Genomic DNA, 22,245 nt, shown 5'->3' with positions numbered 1-22,245 from the left:
GGCTCTATATTCGGCCGCTTCTGAATCGGAAGGCTGCCTTGTGGAGACAACGAACATCCGACGCGCCAGACCGGACGATGCCAAGGGCATCGAGGCGCTGTACTGCGAGCTGATCGGCGACACGCGCGTGTGCGTCCTGCCGGAGCACATCGCCGAACTGGCGAACGACTCTCGAACGGCGCTGCTTGTTCTGGAGCATGAGGGCGTGCTGCGCGCGACGGCCTTGCTGAACTTCTGCACCGATGTGATGTACAGGGCCCAGCCCTTCGCCGTGGTCGAGAACATCGTTGTCGGCGAGGCGTTTCGCGGCCAAGGCTCGGGAGCGGCACTCCTGCGGCACATCGAAGACGAATGCATCGCGCACGACTGCTCCAAGATCATGCTGCTCAGTTCAGTCGAGCGCGGCGAAGCACACCGGTTCTTCGAGCACTGCGGCTTTGCAGGCTCGAAGAAGAAAGGCTTCGTCAAGTACCGCAGAGACTTCCAGCGCGACGATGCGGGCATCCGAACACCATGACGATCACGCCCAACCACGCCCTCCCCATCGACCACTTCCTCGACCTCGTGTCCGACACGCTGGTCAACAGCTACTGCTTTCGATCGACGGGCCGAGTGACCGCGACGATCGGCAAGAAGAACGGCCCTTTGGCCGGGCCGCTGTTCAACTACCGCCTGATATCCGACGACAGCATCGAGATCATCCATTCGGACGGGCGCATCGAACGCTGGATCGGCATCCGCGTCGAAGGCGGCCTGCTGCACGTCGAGCGCGACGGCCAACTCCAAACCTTCACGATCAGAAAACCTACCCCATGAAAGTCAAACGACTGGTCGCCAACTTCGCAACGCCCGAGCCCGCGCGTGCGGCTGTCTTCTACAAGGACATCCTCGGCCTCGATCTGCTCATGGACCACGGCTGGATCCAGACCTACGGCTCGCAGGCCGAGATGACGTTGCAGGTCAGCTTCGCGTCGGAAGGCGGCTCGGGTACGCCAGTGCCCGATCTGTCCATCGAGGTCGACGACATCGACACGGCCTTCGAACGCATGAAGGCCGCGGGCTTCGCCATCGAATACGGCCCGGCGGACGAACCCTGGGGCGTGCGCCGCTTCTACGTGCGCGATCCGTTCGGCAAGCTGGTCAACATCCTCGCGCACGCCTGACGGCCACGCGCTCTCGCGAGCCTCAATCGAGCCCGTGAAACACGCTGTCGTCCGGCCCGATATGCGAGGGCGGCGTCCAGGCAGCATCGCGCATCGAGCGGCTGACGAGTTTTTCCACGCCCAGCAGCGTGGCAAAGATCGCCATGCGCACCGGGATGCCGTTGTCGGTCTGGCGGAAGATGGCCAGGCGCGGGTCGTTGTTCAGGTCGACGCTCAGGTCGTGCGAGCCGGGGCGGCCATCGCGCGGCAGCGGATGCATCACGACCACCTCGGGCTTGCAGGCCGATTCGATGAGCGCGCGGTTGATCTCGAACGCGTTGTCGAAGCCCTCCAGCACTTCGTCGTTCGCGAAGCGCTCTTTCTGGATGCGCGTGGCGTAGATGATGTCCGCGCCAGCAAGCGCCTGCGCGGGCGTGGCGGCGGTCTCGACGACGTGGCCGTTGCGGCTCACGGCCTCCACGATTTCCGCGGGCATTGCGAGCGACGGCGGCGAGACCAGCGTGAACTTCAGGCCGCGGTACAGCGCGAGCAGCTTGATGAGCGAGTGCACGGTGCGCCCATACTTCAGGTCGCCGACCATCGCGATGTGCGCGCCGTCGACCAGCTTGCCCAGGCGCGAGAACTCGCGCTGGATGGTGTACAGGTCGAGCAGCGCCTGGCTGGGGTGCTCGCCCGGGCCATCGCCGCCGTTGATGACCGGCACGTTGGTGGCGCGCGCGAATTCGGCGACCGAGCCCTGCTCCGGATGCCGCACCACGATCGCATCGGCATAGCCGCTGATGACGCGGCTGGTGTCGTAGATCGATTCGCCCTTGGCCATCGACGAAAAAGTGAAGCCCGTGGTGTCGCACACCGAGCCGCCCAGCCGGCAGAACGCCGCGCCGAAGCTCACGCGGGTGCGCGTGCTGGCTTCGAAGAACAGATTGGCCAGCACGGCCCCTTCGAGCACGCGGCTGACCTTGCGTCGGCGCGCGATGGGCTGCATCACGTCGGCCAACTGGAACAGTTCGTCGATGGCGTCGCGGTTGAACTGGCTGACCGACAGCAGGTGGTGCGAGCCTTCAGTGGCCAGCGCCTGGCGCAAGGCACCTTCATGTGCGCTTTGCGTATATTCACTGCGCCGCCCGTCTGAAGCCAGGATTTCGCTCACGAAGCGCCGTGCGACTTCGGGCATGGCCCTGAATTCATTGGATTCGTCGGGCAGGAGCCAGGCGTCGAGCGCCCTTCTGCGGCTGCCGATGCGCTCTGCGAAAGCATCACGCGTCATGTTGAGTTGACGCATCGCGTCGCGAAGGAGCACCTGTTGCGGCATGTTCATGGGCCGCAAATATATACTCAATGCGTATATTTTGGCAACAACCACAAAGTGATCGGCCATGAAAAAACGGGCCCGAGGGCCCGTTCTTTCTTTTGCAACACCCGAAGGTGTCGTGGTCGGTGCTTACAGGCCAGCTTGGCGCGTGAACGACACGCTGGGCTTCTTGTACGCAGCCGGCACTTCGTCGCGGTAGAACGCGCGGCGGTCGAGGCTGGCGAACGGGTCGTGTGCCTTGGCAACGGCTTCGGCTTGCACGGTCGCGCGATTGGCGGTCGAGGTAAAGGCTTGTGCGCCAGCGCCCGAGGCATCGCTGTATTCGTTGCCAGCACGAGCGGCGGCAACGGCTTGCGGTGCGACTTCAGCGCGGGTCACAGAAGAGTTCACGACGTGCACGCCGTCGTAGGTTTCTGCGTGGGCTCCGGCAGCAGCCAGGAGCGAGAGGGCAGCAGCGGCGAGGATCTTCGAGGCATTCATTTCAATCTCCTTCAAGTGATGGGTTGGTGAGGAGAAGTTTGATCCTGAAGAGCCCTGAAAAACGCCGTCGAAATGAACCACGGCGTTCACAGGATTGAAACAATCAGGGCCTTGAAAAGAAGCCGGTCAATAGGGGTTGCCCCATGAAACGGCAGCCTCAGTGGCTGATCATCCACGGCCGCCTCGAAGGCGCGGACTTGGCCCCGTTGGGCGCCGTCACCGTCGCACCCCGCTTGCCCGAACTGCAGCAGCCGCAGCCCGCCGGATGCTTGAAGCGCGCGTAGTCGCGCGAACTGCCGGGCTCATGCCGTGCGCGCTCGTTGGTCTCCATGGCGCGGCGCGTGCCCGAGGCCATCAGCGCGAGCCGCGGTGCGGCTGAAAGTACGCGCGGCGAGGCGCATCCGCAATCGGGGCATGCGGCGGGCTCGTCGCGCAGGCCCGAAGGCCGCAGCGCCTCGAAGCCGCCACATTGCCCGCAGGCGTAGTCGTAAGTGGGCATGGCCTGGCTGTCTTTCAACGCAGGTCGTGCGACAGCGGCATGCTGATGCTGCCGTCGATCATCTTCACCGGGCCCGAGGCGTTCGGATTGATGTCGAAGTCGAAGATGCCCGTGGGCAGCCACAGCGTGGCGCACGAGTTGGGTACGTCGACCACGCCGCTGATGTGGCCCTGCACCGGCGCCGTGCCAAGAATCGAATAGGCCTGCGCACCCGAGTAGCCGAACTTCTTCAGGTACTCGATGGCGTTCAGGCAGGCCTGGCGGTAGGCGACGTTCACGTCGAGGTAGTGCTGCTTGCCGCTCTCGTCGACGGAGATGCCTTCGAAGATCAGGTAGTCGTTGTACTGCGGCGTGATCGGGCTGGGCTTGAAGATCGGGTTCTTGATGCCGTACTTGGCCATGCCGCCCTTGATGAGCGTGACCTTCATGTGCACCCAGCCGGCCATTTCGATAGCGCCGCAGAAGGTGATTTCGCCGTCGCCCTGGCTGAAGTGCAGGTCGCCCACGCTGAGGCCTGCGCCGTCGACGTACACGGGGAAGAACACTTTGGAGCCGCGCGACAGATCCTTGATGTCGCAGTTGCCGCCATGTTCGCGCGGCGGCACGGTGCGCGCACCCTCGGCGGCGGCCTTCGCCCTCGCCTCGCCGGTCATCTTGCCCATGTGGGCGGTGCCGGCGAACGGCGGATTGGCAAGGCCGGGCACGCGATCGGGGTCGGTGGCAATGAGCGCCTTCTCGCGCTCGTTCCACATGTCGAGCATGGGCTTGTCGGGCAGGCAACCGATCAGGCCGGGGTGGATGAGGCCCGCGAAGTTCACGCCCGGAATGTGGCGCGAGCTGGTGAACATGCCCTTGAAGTCCCAGATCGATTTCTGCGCTTCGGGAAAGTGGTCGGTGAGAAAGCCGCCGCCGTTCTTCTTCGAGAAGAAGCCGTTGAAGCCCCAGAGGCTGTCCTGCTTGGCGCCGATGTCGAGCAGGTCGACTACCAGCAGGTCGCCGGGCTCTGCACCCTTCACGCCCACAGGGCCCGAGAGGTAGTGCACCGTGCTCAGGTCGATGTCGCGCACGTCGTCGGCGCTGTCGTTGTTCTTGATGAAGCCGCCGGTCCAGTCGAAAGTCTCGAGGATGAAGTCGTCGCCCGGGTTGACCCAGCAGGCCATCGGAATGTCCGGGTGCCAGCGGTTGTGAATCAACTCGTTCTCGGTGGGCGACTTGGTCAGATCGACCTTGATCAGCGTGTCCGTCATTTGCAGTGGCTCCTGGTTGGGTTGTGGTTGAACGGAAATCAAACGGAGAGGTAGGCCTTGATGTGGTCCACGTCGGTCTTGTCGCGCGCGGTCTCATGCACGAGGCGGCCGCCTTCGATGACGAAGAGCCGATCGGCCACGTCCATCGCAAAGCTGAGCACCTGCTCGGACACGACGATGGTGATGCCGCGCAGCTTGCGGATCTCGTTGAGTGCCTTGGCGATGTCCTTGATGATCGAAGGCTGGATACCTTCGGTGGGCTCGTCGAGCAGCAGCACCTTGGGGTCGGTGACGAGGGCGCGTGCAATCGCAAGCTGCTGTTGCTGGCCGCCCGAGAGGTTGCCGCCCTTGCGGCTCTTCATGTCCCACAGCACGGGGAACAGCGCGTAGATTTCTTCGGGAATGCGGCGGGTCTTCGAGTTCTCGAGCCCGGTCTGGATGTTCTCTTCCACCGTCAGTGTCGGAAAGATCATCCGGCCCTGCGGCACGTAGGCAATGCCTTTTGCCACGCGGCGGAAGCTCTCGTCGCGCGACACGTCCTGGCCCGCCACTTCGATGCGCCCGCTCTTCAACGGCAGCACGCCCATGAGGCTCTTGAACAGCGTGGTCTTGCCCATGCCGTTGCGGCCCATGATGGCGATGGTTTCGTTGGCATGGCCCTCGAAGGAGATGCCGTGCAGGGCCTCGCTCTGGCCGTAGGCTACGTGCAGGTCTTCTACCTTCAGCATGAGGTTGCTCATATCTTTGGACTCTCTCGGGTTGTGTTCGGGGTGCTTGCACAGGCCGCTGGTGCACGACTGATCAACGACTGCTCTGTCCAACGATCACGTCGATGGGGTGCCTTGCGCAGCGAAATAAAGGAGGAGCCCGAAGGGCGGGGGACATTCGCGGAGCAAGGTACCCCGTCGGCGTGATCGCACCCTGAACGACGGCCCTTCATCTAGTGCCCCAGATAAACATCGATGACCTTGGGATCAGCCTGCACCTTCTCCATAGGCCCCTCGGCAAGGATCTTTCCCTGGTGCATCACGGTGACCTTGTGCGCGATCTGCTTCACGAAGGCCATGTCGTGCTCGATGACGATCACCGCGCGGTTCTGGCAGATGCGCTTGAGCAGGTCGGCCGTGAGCTCTCGTTCGCGCGCGCTCATGCCGGCGATGGGCTCGTCGAGCATCAGCAGCTCGGGCTCCTGCATCAGCAGCATGCCGATCTCAAGCCACTGCTTCTGGCCATGGCTCAGCAGGCCGGCCTCTGTGTCGAGACGGTCGGCCAGGCCGATCTCTTCCGCAATCGCCTGCACCTTGGCCTTGACCTCATCGTCGCACTTGAAAGCCAGCGCGCCGAACACCGAGCGGCCCTTCGGGAACGACACCTCCAGGTTCTGGAACACGCTCAGGTTCTCGTAGATGGATGGTGTCTGGAACTTGCGGCCGATGCCCAGCCGCACGCGCTTGTGCTCGGCCATCTTCGTGAGCTCGGTGTTCTTGAACTTGATGCTGCCCGCGCTTGCGCGCGTCTTGCCGCAGATCAGGTCGAGCAGCGTGGTCTTGCCTGCCCCGTTGGGGCCGATGATCACGCGCAGCTCGTTGCGGTCGATGTACAGCGTGAGGTCGTCGATGGCCTTGAAGCCGTCGAAGGAGACGGTGAGGTCTTCCACGGCGAGCGCGAAGTCGGTGTTGCTCATGAGGGTGTGGCTCCGGGTTCAGTCGTCAGGCGCGCTGGCTGCCGACGCCTTCGGGCAGCGTGGGTTCGGGTTGTGATGCTGTCGGCGGCGCCACTGGTGCGGCTGCAACCGGCGGCTTGACGGCTGCATCGCGCAGCGCCTGGCGACGCGACTTCCACCACGGCCGGATCTTTTCTTCCCACACTCCGGCAAGCCCCATCGGGAAGGCCATGGTCACGCCGATGAAGAGCCCGGCCATCAGGAACAGCCACAGGTCCGGAAAGCTCTCGGAGAACAGCGTCTTGCCCGCATTCACCAGCAGCGCGCCGTACACCGCGCCCACCAGGCTCATGCGCCCGCCTACCGCGCAGAAGATCACCATCTCGATCGAGGGCACGATGCCCACGAAGCTCGGCGACATGAAGCCCACCTGCAGCGCGAACATCGCACCACCGATGCCCGAGAGCCCGGCCGCCAGGCAGAAGATGAAGACCTTGAAGTTCGACACGTCGTAGCCCGAGAAGCGCACGCGGTCTTCCTTGTCCCGCATGGCAAGCAGCAGCGTGCCCAGCTTGCTGGTCTGCACCCAGCGGCACAGCAGGATGCTCGCTACCAGCAAGCCGACGCAGACGTAATACAGCACGTACTTGGCGCTGTCGGTGCGCGTGTCCCAGCCCAGCATCGTCTTCAGGTCGGTCATGCCGTTCACGCCGCCCGTGTAGCCCTGCTGGCCGATGATGAGCACGGTGCAAATGAGCGCAACCGCCTGCGTGATGATCGCGAAGTACACCCCTCCCACGCGCCGCTTGAACATCGCAAAGCTCACGAGCCAGGCCAGTGCCATCGGCGCCAGCACCACCAGCGCAAGGCTCAGCGGCAGGCTCTTGAAGGGCAGCCACAGCGTGGGTAGCTCGGTGATCTGGTTCCAGTCCATGAAGTCCGGAATGCCAGGCGTCGACTGGATCTTGGTCGTGATGGGATCGGAGGCTTCGAGCTTGAGGAACATCGCCATCGCATACCCGCCGATGCCGAAGAACACGCCCTGCCCCAGGCTCAGCACGCCGCCGTAGCCCCACACCATGACGAGCCCCACGGCCACGAAGGCGTAGGTGAGGTACTTGCCCACGAGGTTGAGGCGGAAGATGTCGAGCGACAGCGGCAGCACCACCGCGAGCAGCAGCACCAGGAGCAGCAGGCTGCCGAGCTGGTAGCGCTGGATCGAGGCCTTGATGAAATTCATCGATGACTCCAAAGCAAAAAAGAGGAGTTGAATGCGCGCAGGAACCGTAGCGAGCGGCCCGAGGTCGCATTGAGGACCGGAGCCGCACTCTCGTGCGGCGAGGACCGCAGATGCGAGATCGGGTCGCGCAGTAGGTTCATGCGTGCCTTCAACGGCGGACCTTGACGGCGAACAGGCCTTGGGGGCGCATCATCAGAATCAGCACGATCAGCGACAGCGTCAGCACCTTGGCCATCGAGCCGGTCATGAAGAACTCGGAGATCGACTGCGTCTGCGCAATGCCAAAGGCCGAAACCACCGTGCCGAAGAGGCTGGCCGCGCCGCCGAAGGTGACGACCAGGAAGGCGTCGACGATGTAGAGCGAACCCGAGGTCGGCCCGGTCGAGCCGATGGTGGTGAAGGCCGCGCCCGCCATGCCGGCAATGCCGCAGCCGATGGCAAAGGTCAGGCGGTCGGTCTTCTTCGTGTCGATGCCGGTGGCGTTGGCCATCGTGCGGTTGGCCACTGTGGCGCGCACCCGCAGACCCCAGCGGCTCTTGTGCAGAGCGATGAGCACGCCGCCCGTGACCAGCGCTGTGAGCGCCAATACGAACAGGCCGTTGATCGGGATGTCCAGGCCTTCATGCGGCGTCCACGAGCCCATGAGCCATTCGGGCAGCGTGGGACTCACTTCCTTCGGGCCGATGAAGGTGCGAAAGATCTGCTGCAGACCCAAGCTCACGCCCCAGGTGGCGAGCAGCGTGTCGAGCGGTCGCTTGTACAGGTGGCGAATCAGCACCCACTCCACGATCCATCCGGTGACGAAGGCGAAGACGAAGGCCAGCCCGATGGCGATCGGGAAGTAGTACGGCATGAACGCCGGCGCCAGGCTTTCGGTGATGCGTGCAGCCAGGTAGATCGAATAGGCGCCGATGGTCATGAACTCGCCATGCGCCATGTTGATCACGCCCATCTGGCCGAAGATGATCGCCAGGCCCAGCCCCATCAGCAGCAGCACCGCGAAGAGGCTCAGCCCCGCGAAGCCCTGCATGAGGCCGATGTTCATCATGTCCGACAGAGTCATGGCGGGAAGTCCGGAATGTTGGAGTTGCCCCCTCTCCCGCCAGCGGGAGAGGGTTGGGGTGAGGGCCGACGGCCTGCTTGCTGGCTTACTGGTAGCCCTTCGGGAACGGATCCGGCTTGATCAGCTCAGCCGACTCCGCCACCACCTTGAACGTGCCATCGAGCTGCCCCTGCCCGATACGCGCCTTGCTCCACAAGTGGTGGTTCGCATCCAGCTTCACGTAGCCTTCTGGCGCCGTCTTCAGCTCGATGCCCGGCGAACCCGCGACTACCTTGTCCACGTCGAAGCTGCCGGCCTTCTCCACCGCCGCCTTCCACAGCCACGGACCGAGGTAGCCCGCTTGCGTCACGTCGCCGATCACCGCGTCCTTGCCGTACTTCGCCTTGAAGGCTTCCACGAACTTCTTGTTGTTCGCGTTGTCCAGCGTCTGGAAGTACTTCATCGACGAGTAGAAGCCCGCGAAGTTCTCGCCGCCCACGCCGGTCATTTCGTCTTCCGTCACGGCCAGCGTCAGCAGGAATTGCTTGTCGCCCGTGATGCCCGCAGCCTTGAGCTGCTTGTAGAAGGCCACGTTCGAGCCGCCCACCACGGCCGCAAAGATGCAGTCGGGCTTGGCCACCTTGATCTTGTTGATCAGCGAGTTGAAGTTGGTGTGGCCCAGCGGGTAGTACTCCTCGCCCTTGACCGAACCCTTCTGGAAGTTCTCGATGTGCTTGCGCGCGATCTTCATCGAGGTGCGCGGCCAGATGTAGTCGGAGCCCACCAGGAAGAAGGTCTTGGCCTTTTTTTCCTTCGCGCCCCAGTCCAGGCCCCAGATGATCTGCTGCGTGGCTTCCTGGCCGGTGTAGATCACGTTCTTGCTCTGCTCCAGGCCTTCGTAGAAGGTCGGGTAGTACAAGAGGCCGTTCTCTTTCTCGAACACAGGCAGCACGGCCTTGCGCGAGGCGCTGGTCCAGCAACCGAACACGGCCGCGCAGTGATCGTTGACCAGCAGCTTCTTCGACTTCTCGGCGAAGGTCGGCCAGTCGGAGGCGCCGTCTTCCTTGATGACCTTGATCTTGCGGCCCAGCACGCCGCCCATGGCGTTGATCTGGTCGATGGCGAGCTGTTCGGCCTGGATGGAGCCGGTCTCCGAAATCGCCATGGTGCCGGTGGACGAATGCAGCTGGCCCACCGTTACCTCGGTGTCGGTCACGGCGAGCTTGGTGGTGTTGACCTTGGCCGTGGGGAATTGCCCCTGGCCGAAGCTCAGGCCGCTCAGGCCCATCACGGGCAGCGCGGCGGCGCCCTGCAGCAGACGGCGGCGGCGCAATGCCAGGGCATCGAGAGAAAGATCTGAATCACGCGACATCAGGAAACTCCAGGCAGGTTGTTGGAAAGTAGAGCCGCGCACCATCGCAGTGCATCGGACGGTGCCTCGAGCACCATGGCTGGTACTTTAGAAATCACCCGGGTTTGCGCGAATACGTCATTCAACGTAGCGGCGGGAGCCGGCCCTGCCCGCAGACTCGCGAGCCAGACATCGGTGGAAAACATCGAGGGTAAAGAAGCACAGGGAGCGCTTCTTGCTGTACCTGCCCCATGCCACCGCCGCCGCGAGAACCAGCCATGCAATCCGTCTCCGGACAGAAGATCTTTCGCATCCGCCGCGACTACAACGCCTGGGTCGCGAACGAAACGCTGGAGGACTACGCGCTGCGCTACACGCCGCGCAGCTTTCGCAAGTGGTCGGAGTTCCGCGTGGCCAACGCGGCCTTCGGCGCCACCTCGTTCCTGGCACTGGAGGCCATCGGCGGCGCCATCGCGCTGAGCTACGGCTTCTCGAATGCGCTGTGGGCCATCCTGGTGGTGGGGCTCATCACCTTCCTCACGGGCCTGCCCATCTCGTACTACGCGGCCCGGCACGGCGTGGACATGGACCTGCTCACGCGCGGCGCGGGCTTCGGCTACCTTGGCTCCACGCTCACATCGCTGATCTACGCGAGCTTCACCTTCATCTTCTTCGCTCTGGAGGCGGCCATCCTCGCGCTGGCGCTGCAGATGTACCTCGACTGGCCGCTATGGCTGCTGTACATGGTGTCGTCGATCGTCATCATTCCGCTGGTGGCGCGGGGGATCACGCTCATATCGGGGCTGCAACTGTGGACGCAGCCGATCTGGATCGTGCTGTTCGTCTGCCCGTTCATCGCGGTACTGGTGAAGAAGCCCGAGCTGTACGCCGACTTCACCAGCCTGGTCGGACGCACCTCAGACAGCAGCGGCTTCGATCCGCTGATGTTCGGCGCCGCCGCCACGGTGGCCTTCTCGCTGGTGGTGCAGATCGGCGAGCAGGTCGACTACCTACGCTTCCTGCCAGAGAAGACCGCCGCCAACAGTGGCCGCTGGTGGACCGCGGTGCTCATCGCCGGGCCGGGCTGGATCGTGCCGGGCATGCTGAAGATGATGGGTGGCGCGTTCCTCGCCTTCCTGGCCCTGCAGCACGAGATACCGGCCAACCACGCGATCGAGCCCACGCAGATGTACCTCACGGGCTTCTCGTACGTGCTGCGCGACCCGGCCTGGGTGCTGGGCATCACGGTGCTGTTCGTGGTGATCTCGCAGATGAAGATCAACCTGACGAACGCCTACGCAGGTTCGCTCGCGTGGTCTAACTTCTTCGCGCGGCTCACGCACAGCCACCCGGGGCGCGTGGTGTGGCTGGTGTTCAACGTGGTCATCGCGATATTGCTGATGGCGCTGGGCGTATTCGCGGCGCTGGAACACGTGCTGGGCTTCTACAGCAACATCGCCATCGCATGGGTCGGCGCGCTGGTGGCCGACCTGGTCATCAACAAGCCGCTGGGCTGGAGCCCGAAGACCATCGAGTTCAAGCGCGCGCACCTGTACGACATCAACCCGGTGGGGCTGATGGCGATGCTGGTGGCGGCTGCGCTGGCCATGCTGGCCTACTCCGGCGTGCTGGGGCATTGGGCCCGCGCCTTCTCGCCCTTCATCGCGCTGGTGACGGCCATGGCCGTGTCGCCTCTGCTGGCCTGGCGTACGCGCGGGCGCTACTACCTCGCGCGCACAGACATCGACCGCTGGAAGCCGGGCCAGAGCGTGAAGTGCTCGGTGTGCGACAACAGCTTCGAGTCTGAAGACATGGCGCACTGCCCTGCCTACAGCGCGCCGATCTGCTCGCTGTGCTGCACGCTCGAATCGCGCTGCCACGACCGCTGCAAGACAAACTCGCGCGCGGCCGAGCAGATGAGCGGCTGGCTGCAGGCGCTGCTGCCGCCGGCGCTGTCGGCGCGGCTGAACTTCCGCGTGGCGCACTACCTGCTGATAGCCGCCTCGCTCATCGCGTTGCTGGCCACCGTGGTCGGCGTGGTCTACGCGCAGGAGGCGCTGGCGGGCACCAGCGATTCGGTCATGGCCACTGCCTTTCTCAAAGTGTTCGCATTGCTCTCCGTCGTGGCCGCTGTGGCCGCGTGGTGGGTGGTGCTGGGCAGCGAAAGCCGGCAGATGGCGCAGGAAGAATCGAACCGCCACAACAACCTGCTGGCCCTCGAAATCGAGGCGCACCGCCGCACCGATGCTGCGCTGCAGACCGCCAAGGAAGCCGCCGAGGCCGCGAACCAGGCCAAGACGCGCTATGTGGCCGGCATGACGCACGAGTTGCGCACGCCGCTCAACAGCATCCTGGGCTACTCGCAGATCCTGCTGAAGGGCGACGCCGTGACGCCGCCGCGCGAGGCGGTGCAGACCATTCACCGCAGCGGCGAGCACATGCTGGGCCTGATCGACGGCCTGCTCGACCTGGCGCGCATCGAGGCCGGCAGGCTGCAGCTGGAGCCCGCGCCGCTCGCGCTGCCGGCCTTTCTCGACCAGCTCGTGCACATGGTGCGGCCGCAGGCGGAGAACAAGGGCCTGGCCTTCGTCTTCACGCACGCCGGGCAGTTGCCGCCATGGGTGCATGCCGATGCGAAGTGGCTGCGGCAGATTCTCATCAACCTGCTGACGAACGCGGTGCGCTTCACCGACAGCGGCACCGTCACGCTGCATGTGGATGCGCGGCGCGAGGTGCTGCGCTTCGACGTGGTCGACACCGGCATCGGCGTGGCGGCGCAGGACCACCAGCGCATCTTCCTGCCCTTCGAGCGCGGTGCGGCGGGCCGCCGTCGCGGCGAGCCCGGCACGGGGCTGGGCTTGACGATCACCGGGCTGCTCACTTCGCTGATGGGCGGCGAGCTCAAGCTGGCCTCGACCTCTTCGCAAGGCAGCACCTTCAGCGTACGCGTGTACCTGCGCGAAGTGGCCGACCCCGGCCCGCAGGCCAGCAAGGCCGGCGCGCTGCGGCAACCCGTGTCGGGCTATATCGGCGCGCGCCGCACGCTGCTGGTGGTGGACGACCAGCCCGTGCAGCGCCAGATGCTCGCCGGCATGCTCGCGCCGCTGGGCTTCGAGGTGCGCGAGGCTGCGAGCGGCACCGAATGCCTCGACAGCCTGCGCGAGGAGCTGCCCTCGGCCATCCTGCTCGACCTGACGATGGACGACATGGACGGCTGGCAGACCGCCGCGTCGGTGCGCGCCTCGGGCTTTCGCGACATCCCGATCATCATCGTCTCGGCCAACATGTTCGAGAACCAGAGCGAGCGGCTGCGCGCGGCGGACTGCCAGGCCTTTGTGGGCAAGCCGGTGATCGAGTCGGCGCTGATCGCCACGCTGGAGCGGCACCTCGGCCTCGAATGGCTGTCGGGCAGCGATGCGTTGCCGCCCGCCGCTGCAGAAGACGTGCCGCAGCGCCCGCGCCAGCTTGCCCTTTCGGAAGACGACCGCGCCGAGCTCATGCGCCTCGTGCAGATGGGCCATGTGCGCGGCCTGCACACGGCGCTCGACCGGCTGGCGGCCGCCTCGCCCGCAGCGGCATCGACCTGCACCTGGCTGCGCGGCATGGTCACGCGCTTCGAACTCGACAACCTCCGCAACGCACTGGCCGAAGATGCAGACACCCTCGCCCCCTGAATCGCCATCATCATCCGAACGCCCCGTGGTGCTGGTGGTGGACGACGCACCCAGCAGCCTCGGCATGCTGTGCGACACGCTGGAGGCCAGCGGCTACACCGTGCTGGTGGCGGCCGACGGCGAGGCCGCGCTGCAGCGGCTCGAACTGGTGGTGCCCGACGCAATCTTGCTCGACGGCCTGATGCCCGGCCTCTCGGGCTTCGAGACCTGCAGGCGCATCAAGGCCAACCCGGCATGGGCGCACATTCCGGTGCTGTTCATGACGGGGCTTTCTGAAACCTCGCACGTGGTCGAGGGCTTCGAATGCGGCGGCGTCGACTACGTGGTGAAGCCGATCCGCGCGCAGGAGGTGCTGGCGCGGCTGCACACGCATGCGCGCAACGCGCGCATCACGCGCATGGCGCGAGACGCTGTCGACGTGGCCGGCATGGGTGTGGTGTTCATCGACACGCGCGGGCGCATCGCGTGGCGCTCGCCGCAGGCCGCGCTGTGGCTGCATGCGCTGGAAGACCCGGTGGCGCCGGGCCTGCTGCCCGCTTCGCTGGAACCGGCTCTCGCACCGGGCGCGGCCATTGCCATAGGCACCGCCACGGGCATGCGGCTGTCGGTGCGCAACCTCGGCGCGGCGGCACTCGGCGAGACGATGCTGCTCTTCGCCATCCAGCGCGAAGGGCCGGCCGCCCGCCTGGCCGACGCCGCACTCACGCCGCGCGAGACCGAGGTGCTGTCTTGGCTCGCCAAAGGCAAGACCAACCGCGACATCGGCGAGATCCTGGGCACCAGCCCACGCACGGTGAACAAGCACCTGGAGCACATCTTCGAGAAGCTGGGGGTGGAAACGCGGGCGGCTGCGGCGGCGCTGGCGAGCGGTATGTAACCCCCATGGGGTAACCGCCCCAACGGCACTGGGCTATAGCCCTCGAATGCTCTGGTTGCACCCAGAATGGGCATGCCACCGGAGAAATAGATGCTTTCAAGCCTTCTGCAGTTTCCTCCCCGCGAAAGTGCGTACAGGCGCAAGTTCCTGAACAACACGGACGAGAACCTGTTCATGGGTTCGTTCGAGAGCTTCGCGGCGGCCGAGGCTGGCGCACCGCCCTCCAAGGCCGTTGGCTACGCCAATGCCGACGCGGGCGAGCTTTACAGCCCGCAGATCTATTTCTACGACTATCCCGGTCTCTTCTGGCTGGGCCGCTCCATCGACGCGGGCCTGACGCGCGTGTTCGACCTGGGCGGACACGTCGGCATCAAGTACTACGCCTTCCGCCGCGTGCTGAGCTACCCCGACACCCTGCGCTGGACGGTGTGCGACGTGCCTGGCGTGGTCGAGAGCGGCCGAGCGATGGCCGTCAAGCGCGAAGCGACCGAGCAACTCGGCTTCACCACCGACTACCGCGATGCGAGCGGCTGCGACGTGCTGTATGTGTCGGGCAGCCTGCAGTACCTGCCGACCCGCATGGACGCGATTCTTTCCGCACTGGCCGTGAAGCCCAGGCGCATCGTCATGAACACCACGGCCGTGCACCCCGAGCGCACGATCTACACGCTCAACAGCATCGGCGTGGCCGTGTGCCCGTACCGCATCCAGCACCACGACGAACTCCTGGCCGACCTCGCGCGCTCCGGCTACAGGAAGCGCGATGTGTGGCGCAACGAGGGCAAGCCTATCGAGGTGCCCTTCGTCGACGGCGGGGACAAGCCGTACTACGCGGGCTGCTGCTTCGACCTCATCACCTGATCGCCCGCCGATGCATCGGCCCGGTCAGGGAATGACGGCCGGCAGGTTCTGGTCGGCCGTGTGGCGCTGTTCGGGCGTCATTGCGTCGTAGAGCTTCGACAACGCATCGCTTACTGCCTGCGTGCGCCGGGCACGGTCTTGTGCCTGCATGGCGCGCTGCTGCGCGAACTGCACGGCGGTCAGGTCGTCTGGTGGCGCCGCGGCAGTCATGCCGGCGCGGCTGGCCATGTCCCACACCGCATCGGAGAAGCGGTCCCACAGCTGTGACTGCTCGGGCGTGATCATGAGTTGCACGCGCAAGTCGTAGAGCTTGTCGCGGATCTTGCCCGCAGCGGTTGCCGGCGTGGACAGGCCGTCGCCTGTGCGCGGGCTCGTCGTGCTGTCGGGCCGCGTACCGCGCCGGCCTCCGCCCATGCCACCGCCACCGCCACCGCCGAATTGCGCAAAGCAATGGCCGCTCACGGCGACAAGGGCAGCGGCAAGCGCGAAGCGCTGCAGGGGTCGATTCATCATCATTGCGGGTTCTTTCGATGCCTGGCCCTCGAAGGACCACCGCGCATTTCAGGCGCGGCAGCTGTCCCGGGCGTTGCGAGCCCGTAAACCCGGGGTAAAGCAGGCCGTCTTTACTTCTGGATCGAGGCAGCGCTTCATCGGCATCGAAAACATCTTGACGGCCTTCAAAAAGATATTAAAGTGATATCACTTTTAACGGAGGCTACATGCAAGAGAAGACCCCCACAACACCGCGCAAGGTCCGCAAGGAGCGCCCCTACCGGTCGATCAACGGCTACGGCGTGTCGGCCGTGGTGCTGCTGCTGATCGCTGTCGGCATATGGGCGCTGGTGCAGCGCCTGATGCCGCTGCCCATGAGCATTCTGCTGATCGTGATCGGCCTCGTGCTGATCCCTGGCCTCTACATGCTGCAGCCCAACGAGGGCATCATCCTCACGCTGTTCGGCGAGTATCAGGGCACCGACCGCACCGAGGGCCTGCGCTGGACCAACCCGCTGCAAAGCGGCCAGAAGATCTCGCTGCGCGCACGCAACCTCAACACACCGCCGCTGAAGGTGAACGACAAGCGCGGCAACCCGGTGGAGATCGGCGCGGCGGTGGTATGGAGGGTCTACGACACGGCGCAGACCGTGTTCGAGATCGACGACTACAACAAGTTCGTCGCCATCCAGGCCGAAGCAGCCATCCGCCACCTTGCCACTCTCTATGCCTACGACAGCGGCGACGACCTGCAGAGCGAAGAAACCACGCTGCGCGCCGGGCTCGACACGGTGGCCGATGCACTCAAGGACGAGCTGAACCAACGCTTTGCCAGCGCGGGCGTCGAAGTGCTCGACGCCAAGCTCACCCACCTCGCCTACGCCCCCGAGATCGCGCAGGTGATGCTGCGCCGCCAGCAGGCGGTGGCCATCGTCAGTGCGCGGCACCAGATCGTGGCGGGCGCGGTCGGCATGGTCGAGGCAGCGCTCAAGGGCCTGTCGGAGCGCAATCTCGTGGTGCTGGACGACGAGCGCAAGGCCTCGATGGTGTCGAACCTGCTGGTGGTGCTGTGCTCCGACCGGGAGACGCAGCCCGTGGTCAACACCGGTACGCTGTACACCTGAAGCCCGTCTCTCTACCCGCACCCGATGGCCAGTCCCGGAAAAAAATCCTACCCCCTGCGCATCGATCCGGCCCTGTGGGCCGAGATCGAACGCCTGGCGGCGCAGGAGCTGCGAAGCGCGAACGCGCAGGTCGAGTTCCTGCTGCGCGAAGGGCTGGCCAGGCGAGGAAGGCTGCCCGCCGCGGACGCAGGCAAGCCCGACGAGCCTGCGTCGTCCCCTCAGTGATAACCCCGAATCCGCTGAAGGCCGAATGACAGCCCCGGCTTCTACGATGGCAGTAGCAGGCAGCGCTCACGCCGCCGCTTCCTTCCTCCTGGAGACATCGTGACGAAGCCCATTCTTTCTTCTTCCTTTCGCACCCTCACCCGCCGCGCAGCCCTTCCGCTGATTGCAGCCCTCGCGCTCGCCGGCTGCGGCGGCCTCGGCGGCGGCAGCAAGCCCGCCACCGGCGACATCCACGTCATGACCTCGGGCGGCTTCACCGCCGCCTACAACGACCTGCGCCCCGAGTTCGAGCGCAGCAGCGGCCGCACCGTGAAAACGGCATACGGCGCCTCGATGGGCAATGCCGACGACTCGATCCCCAGCCGCCTCGCGCGCAACGAGCCGGCCGACGTTGTGATCCTCGCTCGCCCCGCGCTCGATGCACTCGTCGCACAGGGCAAGGTCGTGCCCGGCAGCCAGGTCGACCTGGTGCGCTCGGCCATCGGCTTCGCAGTGCGCAAGGGCGCACCCAAGCCAGACATCAGTTCCGTCGATGCACTGAAGCGCACGCTGCTCGCGGCCCCGTCCATCGCCTACTCGGCCAGCGCAAGCGGCACCTACTACGAGACCGAGCTGCTCAAGAAGCTCGGCATCGAAGACCAGGTCAAGCCCAAGAGCAAGCGCATCCTGAGCGAGCGCGTCGGCACGGTGGTAGCGCGCGGCGACGCAGCGCTCGGCCTGCAGCAGGTGAGCGAGCTGTTGCCCATCGCCGGCATCGACTACATCGGCCCGCTGCCGGCAGAAGTGCAGCAGGTGACGGTGTTCTCTGCCGGCGTGGCCACCGCATCGAAACAACCCGATGCGGCACGGCAGCTGATCCGCTATCTCAACTCGCCCGCTGCCGCGCCCACCATTGCCAAGACGGGGCTGGAGCCACTGACCGCGCCGTAAACTGACGCGCATCCCCCAGCTCTCATCGACGACACACGCCATGACGATCTCCCCCGCCCTCGTTTCCGCTTTCGCGCCCGGCGGCACGCTGCGCGCCTCGATCAACCTCGGCAACCCCATCCTGGCCAACAAGGACGCGGCCAGCGGCGAGCCGGTAGGCGTCTCGATCGATCTGGCGCGAGAGTTCGCACGGCGGCTCGGTGTGGGCGTCGAGCTGGTGGTGTTCGAGAAGGCGGCGGCTTCGGTCGAGGCTGTAAAAAACGAAAAGGCCGACATCGGCTTCTTCGCCATCGACCCGGCACGCAGCGAAGGGCTGCTGTTCACCGCGCCCTATGTGCTGATCGAGGGTAGCTACCTCGTGCCCGAAGCTTCGGCGCTCGCCGACAACGCGCAGGTCGATGCGAAGGGCCACCGCATCTCGGTCGGCTCAGGCAGCGCCTACGACCTGTTCCTCACGCGCGAGATCAAGGCAGCCGAGATCGTGCGGCTGCAGGGCGCGGGCCCGGCGCTTGCAGCACTGCGTTCAGGCGAAGTCGAAGTGGCGGCCGGCATCCGCCAGATGCTCGAAGGCGAAGCGCAGCGCGCACCCGGCGTGCGCGTGCTCCCGGGCCGCTTCATGGTGATCCAGCAGGCCATGGGCACGCCGGCCAGCCGCGGCGCCGCGGCACAAGCGCTGCTCGCCGCCTTCGTCGAAGAGATGAAGGCCAGCGGCTTCGTGGCCGATGCGCTGAAGCGCCATCGCATCGAGGGCGCGAGCGTGGCACCCGCGGCCTGACCTACCGGCGCTTCAGCCGTCAGAGCTTGTACGCCTCCACCGGCCCCCGCGAGTAGAAGAGAAAGTAGCCCGTCGAAGTCTGGAAGCCGTTCTTCTTCCAGCCCGCCGGCACTTTGAAGATGCCTAGCTGCTCGCTCGCCATGCCAACGAAGGCGGTGCCCTCCTTGTCGGTGGTGATGCGAGCCCATTGCTCGCGCGTGACCGGCTTCATCTGCATCTTCGGTTCGCTCCACTCGGGCGTGCGCACCTTGTCGCGCATCACGTAGCGGTCGCCCTGCTTCTCTATCTTGATCAGTTCCTTGAGCGCGCCGTTCTGCTTGACGGCGTAGGTGCCGACCAGTTCGGCCTCGGGTCCGCTGCTGCTGCTTGCGCCGCATGCGGCAAGCAGCAATGCCGACGCCCCGGCGGCCAGCCATTTCAATGCTGTGTTCATGTTGATCCTCGTGCGATGAGGCGCGCACCGACCGATATGCCGGGCGGCGCGCGCCGGTTCAAACAATGCTCAGCGCTTGTCGTTCTCGCGCAGCTTCAGGCTGCCCTGGAAGCGCAGCGCATGCGGGTACTCTTCCTTCTCGACCCCGGCATCGACCGCCGCCATCTTCTGCTGGCTCACCTGCGTCTTGGCCAGCAAGGTCGCCGGCAGGTTGACCACACCCTTGATCTGGTCGTACTGCGCCTGCGTGATGCGCCCCACGCTCAGCAGCCGGAACGCATCGCGCTCGATATTCAGCAGCAGCGGCTTGTTGCTTGCAAAACTCTGCGCCTTGGCCAGCAGTGCGCTCCAAGACTGCGCGCTGTAGTTGCTCACGTAGTAGTCCTGCCCGGTCGGCCCGGCCAGTACGGCCGTGCAGCCTGGTAGCTCGATCTGCGTGCTGTTGTTCGACATCACGAAGGTCTGGCGCTTTTCCATCGCGTCGCCGTATGCCAGCGTGACGGGAACGGTCCAGGTCGAGGCCGGGTACACGTTCTGGTTGGGGAACGACTCCTGCGTGATGTTCACGTAGGTGCTGTTGCCCGCGCACTGCGCGTCGACCGTGAGCAGCGGAATGCCGGTCTGGCGGATGAGGCTGTCGCCGATGTCGCTCACCTTCTTGTCGGTGGCCTTCTCCAGCGAACTCCACAGCCGCGAAGGCGTGACGTTGCCGTACGCGTAGTCCTTCAGGTAGATCTGCAGGCCCTTCTGCATCGCCTCTTCGCCGATGTAGTTCTGGATGGTCTCCAGCACGTGGCTGCCCTTGTTGTAGACGAAGATCGACGGGCTGATGAAGCCGAACGAACCCGCGTCGTTGAGGTTGCGCTGCACCGGCACCGCCGTGTTCTTCAGGTCGGCCACGATCACGTTGTGCTTGTCCAGCACGTAGTCGGAGAAGCTGTAGTACTCGGGGTGGAACTTGATCGTGGTGCGCCTTTCGAACCAGCGCGCGAACGACTCGTTGAGCCACACGTTGTCCCACCAGTCGAGCGTGACCAGGTCGCCGAACCACTGGTGCGCCACCTCGTGCGTGACCACCGTCACCGAGTACAGCGTGGGCGTGTCGCCCGGCTTGGTGAGCACCGAATCGGCAAACTCGAAGATCGAGCCCCAGTTCTCCATTCCACCGAAGCCGGTGTTGGGCTTGTTGTTGTAGCTGTCGTTGGCCGCGACGGTGTCGAACTTCTTGAAGGGCAGCGGGATACCGGTGTACTTGTAGTAGTAGTCCATCGACACCTTGGTCCACTCCATCGCGAACTTGGCCCAGTCGGCGCGGCCCGGCGGCGTGAACCAGCGCAGCGGCATGTCGCTGCCGTCGAGCGGGTTCTTGAAGTTGTCGGCCAATATGTCGAACTTGCCGCCGCCGAAGAAGGTCAGGTACATCGGCATCGAGGGAGTCTTCTCGAATGCCACGCGCTGGTAGCCGTCGGGCAGCTTCGTTGCCTCGGTCTGTGCGCCGTTCGACACCGTCTTCCAGTCGCCCGGCACCTCGGCCGAGATCTCGAAGGTGTGGCGGAAGGCCGGCTCGTCCCAGCCCGGGAACCACTGCCGCGCGTAGTTGGTTTCGCCCTGCGTCACGATGGCATCGCTGCTCACGCCCTCGGGCGTTGAGAGCCCCACCTTGAAGATGCCTGTGGCGGCCGAACAGAACGGGTTGCGCGCCACCTCCGCGGGCGGGCAGTACTCGGCGTCGGAGAACTGGATCTTGCCGTCCCACTCCATGTGCAGCAGGTACTTGCCCTTTGCGATCTGGCCGTCGTTCAGGCGCAGCTGCACGAAGTCGCCCAGCGTCTGCGGCGTGGGAATCAGCGGAATCGCCTCGGCGGGGCTCGACACCTTGCGCAGCGTGGTGCGGCCCTTTGCAAAGTTCAGGTTGTGCGCGGCAACGACGATGGCGTCGACCGGCTTGAGCACTTCGATCTCCACATCGCCACGGCCCACGAAAGTCTTGAGCGCCGCATCGGGACGGAACCACAGCTTGTAGTTGCTGGGCCAGACGGTGTCGGGCAGCTCCATCGGCTTGGCCGAACGATCGACCGCTGCGACGGCGGCATTCGCCGAATTGGGCACGCCGTCGTCGGGCGTCTTCGAGGTGGGGTCGGACACGGGTGCCGAAACAACGGAGTCCGAGGGTGCGCTGAGGCCGGTGCCGGCACCGCCGAGCGAAGCGCCGCCACTGTCTCCGCCGCCGCCGCATGCCGTCAGAACGGCAAGGGTCACTGCGGTGATGGCAAGATAATTGACCACCGGGGTACTGAATTTTTTCATGATCGCCTCTGAGTACTCTTGGTAAGAAGAAACATGCGCCGTCCCGCATGCGCCCGGCGGATAGCCGGCGATGCGCGTAACGCGCGCGGTGATGAGATGAACAACGGGGTTATCTGGGAAGAAAAACGGGCAACACACTGCCCTCCCGGCGAACGCTTTCGTTCGTCAGGACCGCACAGTCATGCAAGGTCACACCGCGTGCGAGGCGGTGGTCCCAGGATGCGAGGCGTAAGAGGTTCCATTCCCGTCAGACGCGGGGTGATGGGATGCAAGCGCGGGGCTGTAGTGCGAAGGCTCGCGCTCAGTGCCGGCGCATCTGCGCGGTGCGTTTCCGCGAAGCGGAAGCAGCACGAACCATGTCGGTTATGGCAAGACTTTCTGCGGCTCTTGTCGTTGATTTCACGCGCATTCCCTCGTCCATTGATGTGCGCCAGTTTTAGCTGAACGAACAAGTCAGCTCAACGAATCGCGGAACTTTTCTCTCTCAAAATGTTCGCGCGCCATAGGCCGAATGGCGTCATGACATGCAGCGCACGCCGTGCGCTATGTA

At 65.0% G+C, this 22,245-nt stretch carries 22 protein-coding genes; 10 read left to right on the top strand and 12 right to left on the bottom strand.

The window, feature by feature from the left end; genetic code table 11:
- The first annotated feature begins 40 nt into the window (after window positions 1-40).
- From BMW87_RS01275 to BMW87_RS01265, 3 genes are read left to right on the top strand one after another with little or no spacing between them, the layout of a single operon-like run.
- Window positions 41-517 carry a GNAT family N-acetyltransferase gene (locus BMW87_RS01275; RefSeq protein WP_218149734.1) on the top strand — a complete coding sequence of 159 codons (477 nt, stop codon included), beginning with the start codon at window positions 41-43 and terminating at the stop codon, window positions 515-517.
- A complete protein-coding gene (locus BMW87_RS01270; RefSeq protein WP_093073608.1) occupies window positions 514-816 on the top strand; it encodes a hypothetical protein in 303 nt (100 codons plus the stop codon). Before BMW87_RS01275 ends, BMW87_RS01270 begins: the two co-directional genes overlap by 4 nt.
- A complete protein-coding gene (locus BMW87_RS01265; RefSeq protein WP_093073606.1) occupies window positions 813-1,163 on the top strand; it encodes a VOC family protein in 351 nt (116 codons plus the stop codon). The genes BMW87_RS01270 and BMW87_RS01265 overlap by 4 nt, the downstream gene beginning before the upstream one ends.
- Window positions 1,164-1,185: 22 nt before the next feature.
- Here the strand turns inward: BMW87_RS01265 and BMW87_RS01260 are convergent, their stop codons facing one another.
- The 9 genes from BMW87_RS01260 to urtA all read right to left on the bottom strand — a co-directional run bounded on the left by BMW87_RS01260 (window position 1,186) and on the right by urtA (window position 10,018).
- Window positions 1,186-2,481: an aspartate carbamoyltransferase gene (locus BMW87_RS01260; RefSeq protein ID WP_093073604.1), complete on the bottom strand. Its 1,296-nt coding sequence runs from the start codon at window positions 2,479-2,481 to the stop codon at window positions 1,186-1,188.
- A 123-nt stretch (window positions 2,482-2,604) separates the two neighbouring features.
- The gene (locus tag BMW87_RS01255) at window positions 2,605-2,955 is read right to left on the bottom strand and encodes an alpha/beta hydrolase (RefSeq protein WP_093055861.1); all 351 of its coding nucleotides are present in this window, start codon (window positions 2,953-2,955) and stop codon (window positions 2,605-2,607) included.
- A 157-nt stretch (window positions 2,956-3,112) separates the two neighbouring features.
- On the bottom strand, window positions 3,113-3,454 hold the full coding sequence (locus tag BMW87_RS01250; RefSeq protein ID WP_093055998.1) for a zinc ribbon domain-containing protein: 342 nt from the start codon (window positions 3,452-3,454) through the stop codon (window positions 3,113-3,115).
- Window positions 3,455-3,468: 14 nt separating this feature from the next.
- Entirely contained in the window at window positions 3,469-4,701 is a 1,233-nt protein-coding gene (gene fmdA, locus BMW87_RS01245) for a formamidase (RefSeq protein ID WP_093055859.1), read from the bottom strand.
- Between the two features lie 38 nt (window positions 4,702-4,739).
- Complete coding sequence (urtE, locus tag BMW87_RS01240; protein WP_093075114.1) at window positions 4,740-5,429, bottom strand: urea ABC transporter ATP-binding subunit UrtE; 690 nt, start codon at window positions 5,427-5,429, stop codon at window positions 4,740-4,742.
- A gap of 212 nt (window positions 5,430-5,641) precedes the next feature.
- The gene (gene urtD, locus BMW87_RS01235; RefSeq protein ID WP_093073602.1) at window positions 5,642-6,385 is read right to left on the bottom strand and encodes an urea ABC transporter ATP-binding protein UrtD; all 744 of its coding nucleotides are present in this window, start codon (window positions 6,383-6,385) and stop codon (window positions 5,642-5,644) included.
- Window positions 6,386-6,410: 25 nt separating this feature from the next.
- Window positions 6,411-7,604 (bottom strand): urea ABC transporter permease subunit UrtC, encoded by a 1,194-nt coding sequence (gene urtC, locus BMW87_RS01230; protein ID WP_093055855.1) that lies wholly within the window; start codon window positions 7,602-7,604, stop codon window positions 6,411-6,413.
- Between the two features lie 148 nt (window positions 7,605-7,752).
- Window positions 7,753-8,667: an urea ABC transporter permease subunit UrtB gene (gene urtB / locus BMW87_RS01225; protein WP_093073600.1), complete on the bottom strand. Its 915-nt coding sequence runs from the start codon at window positions 8,665-8,667 to the stop codon at window positions 7,753-7,755.
- A gap of 85 nt (window positions 8,668-8,752) precedes the next feature.
- Window positions 8,753-10,018 (bottom strand): urea ABC transporter substrate-binding protein, encoded by a 1,266-nt coding sequence (urtA, locus tag BMW87_RS01220; RefSeq protein WP_093055851.1) that lies wholly within the window; start codon window positions 10,016-10,018, stop codon window positions 8,753-8,755.
- A gap of 257 nt (window positions 10,019-10,275) precedes the next feature.
- Here urtA and BMW87_RS01215 point away from each other — a divergent pair, with 257 nt between their 5' ends.
- The 3 genes from BMW87_RS01215 to BMW87_RS01205 all read left to right on the top strand — a co-directional run bounded on the left by BMW87_RS01215 (window position 10,276) and on the right by BMW87_RS01205 (window position 15,409).
- A complete protein-coding gene (locus BMW87_RS01215; protein ID WP_256216616.1) occupies window positions 10,276-13,671 on the top strand; it encodes a hybrid sensor histidine kinase/response regulator in 3,396 nt (1,131 codons plus the stop codon).
- Window positions 13,649-14,548, top strand: coding sequence for a response regulator transcription factor (locus tag BMW87_RS01210; protein ID WP_093055847.1), 900 nt, complete (start codon window positions 13,649-13,651; stop codon window positions 14,546-14,548). The genes BMW87_RS01215 and BMW87_RS01210 overlap by 23 nt, the downstream gene beginning before the upstream one ends.
- 90 nt (window positions 14,549-14,638) lie before the next feature.
- Window positions 14,639-15,409 (top strand): TIGR04325 family methyltransferase, encoded by a 771-nt coding sequence (locus tag BMW87_RS01205; RefSeq protein ID WP_093073596.1) that lies wholly within the window; start codon window positions 14,639-14,641, stop codon window positions 15,407-15,409.
- Window positions 15,410-15,433: 24 nt separating this feature from the next.
- Here the strand turns inward: BMW87_RS01205 and BMW87_RS01200 are convergent, their stop codons facing one another.
- Window positions 15,434-15,922, bottom strand: a complete 489-nt coding sequence (locus tag BMW87_RS01200; protein ID WP_177192708.1) for a Spy/CpxP family protein refolding chaperone — start codon at window positions 15,920-15,922, stop codon at window positions 15,434-15,436.
- 206 nt (window positions 15,923-16,128) lie between these two features.
- Here BMW87_RS01200 and BMW87_RS01195 point away from each other — a divergent pair, with 206 nt between their 5' ends.
- The 4 genes from BMW87_RS01195 to BMW87_RS01180 all read left to right on the top strand — a co-directional run bounded on the left by BMW87_RS01195 (window position 16,129) and on the right by BMW87_RS01180 (window position 18,955).
- A complete protein-coding gene (locus tag BMW87_RS01195; protein WP_093073592.1) occupies window positions 16,129-17,025 on the top strand; it encodes an SPFH domain-containing protein in 897 nt (298 codons plus the stop codon).
- 24 nt (window positions 17,026-17,049) lie between these two features.
- A complete protein-coding gene (locus tag BMW87_RS01190) occupies window positions 17,050-17,250 on the top strand; it encodes a type II toxin-antitoxin system antitoxin (protein ID WP_093073590.1) in 201 nt (66 codons plus the stop codon).
- 99 nt (window positions 17,251-17,349) lie between these two features.
- Complete coding sequence (locus BMW87_RS01185; protein WP_177192707.1) at window positions 17,350-18,180, top strand: substrate-binding domain-containing protein; 831 nt, start codon at window positions 17,350-17,352, stop codon at window positions 18,178-18,180.
- A 40-nt stretch (window positions 18,181-18,220) separates the two neighbouring features.
- Window positions 18,221-18,955, top strand: coding sequence for a transporter substrate-binding domain-containing protein (locus BMW87_RS01180; protein ID WP_093073588.1), 735 nt, complete (start codon window positions 18,221-18,223; stop codon window positions 18,953-18,955).
- A gap of 19 nt (window positions 18,956-18,974) precedes the next feature.
- Here BMW87_RS01180 and BMW87_RS01175 read toward each other — a convergent pair whose 3' ends face one another.
- Both BMW87_RS01175 and BMW87_RS01170 read right to left on the bottom strand, forming a co-directional pair.
- Window positions 18,975-19,388 (bottom strand): hypothetical protein, encoded by a 414-nt coding sequence (locus BMW87_RS01175; protein ID WP_093073586.1) that lies wholly within the window; start codon window positions 19,386-19,388, stop codon window positions 18,975-18,977.
- 69 nt (window positions 19,389-19,457) lie between these two features.
- The gene (locus BMW87_RS01170; RefSeq protein ID WP_093073584.1) at window positions 19,458-21,695 is read right to left on the bottom strand and encodes a M1 family metallopeptidase; all 2,238 of its coding nucleotides are present in this window, start codon (window positions 21,693-21,695) and stop codon (window positions 19,458-19,460) included.
- Window positions 21,696-22,245: the final 550 nt, after the last annotated feature.

The organism is Variovorax sp. OV084 (assembly GCF_900111625.1).
Lineage (GTDB): Bacteria > Pseudomonadota > Gammaproteobacteria > Burkholderiales > Burkholderiaceae_C > Variovorax.
Note: the sequence above shows the minus strand (reverse complement) of the source record. Positions and strands in the feature narration are given on the sequence as shown.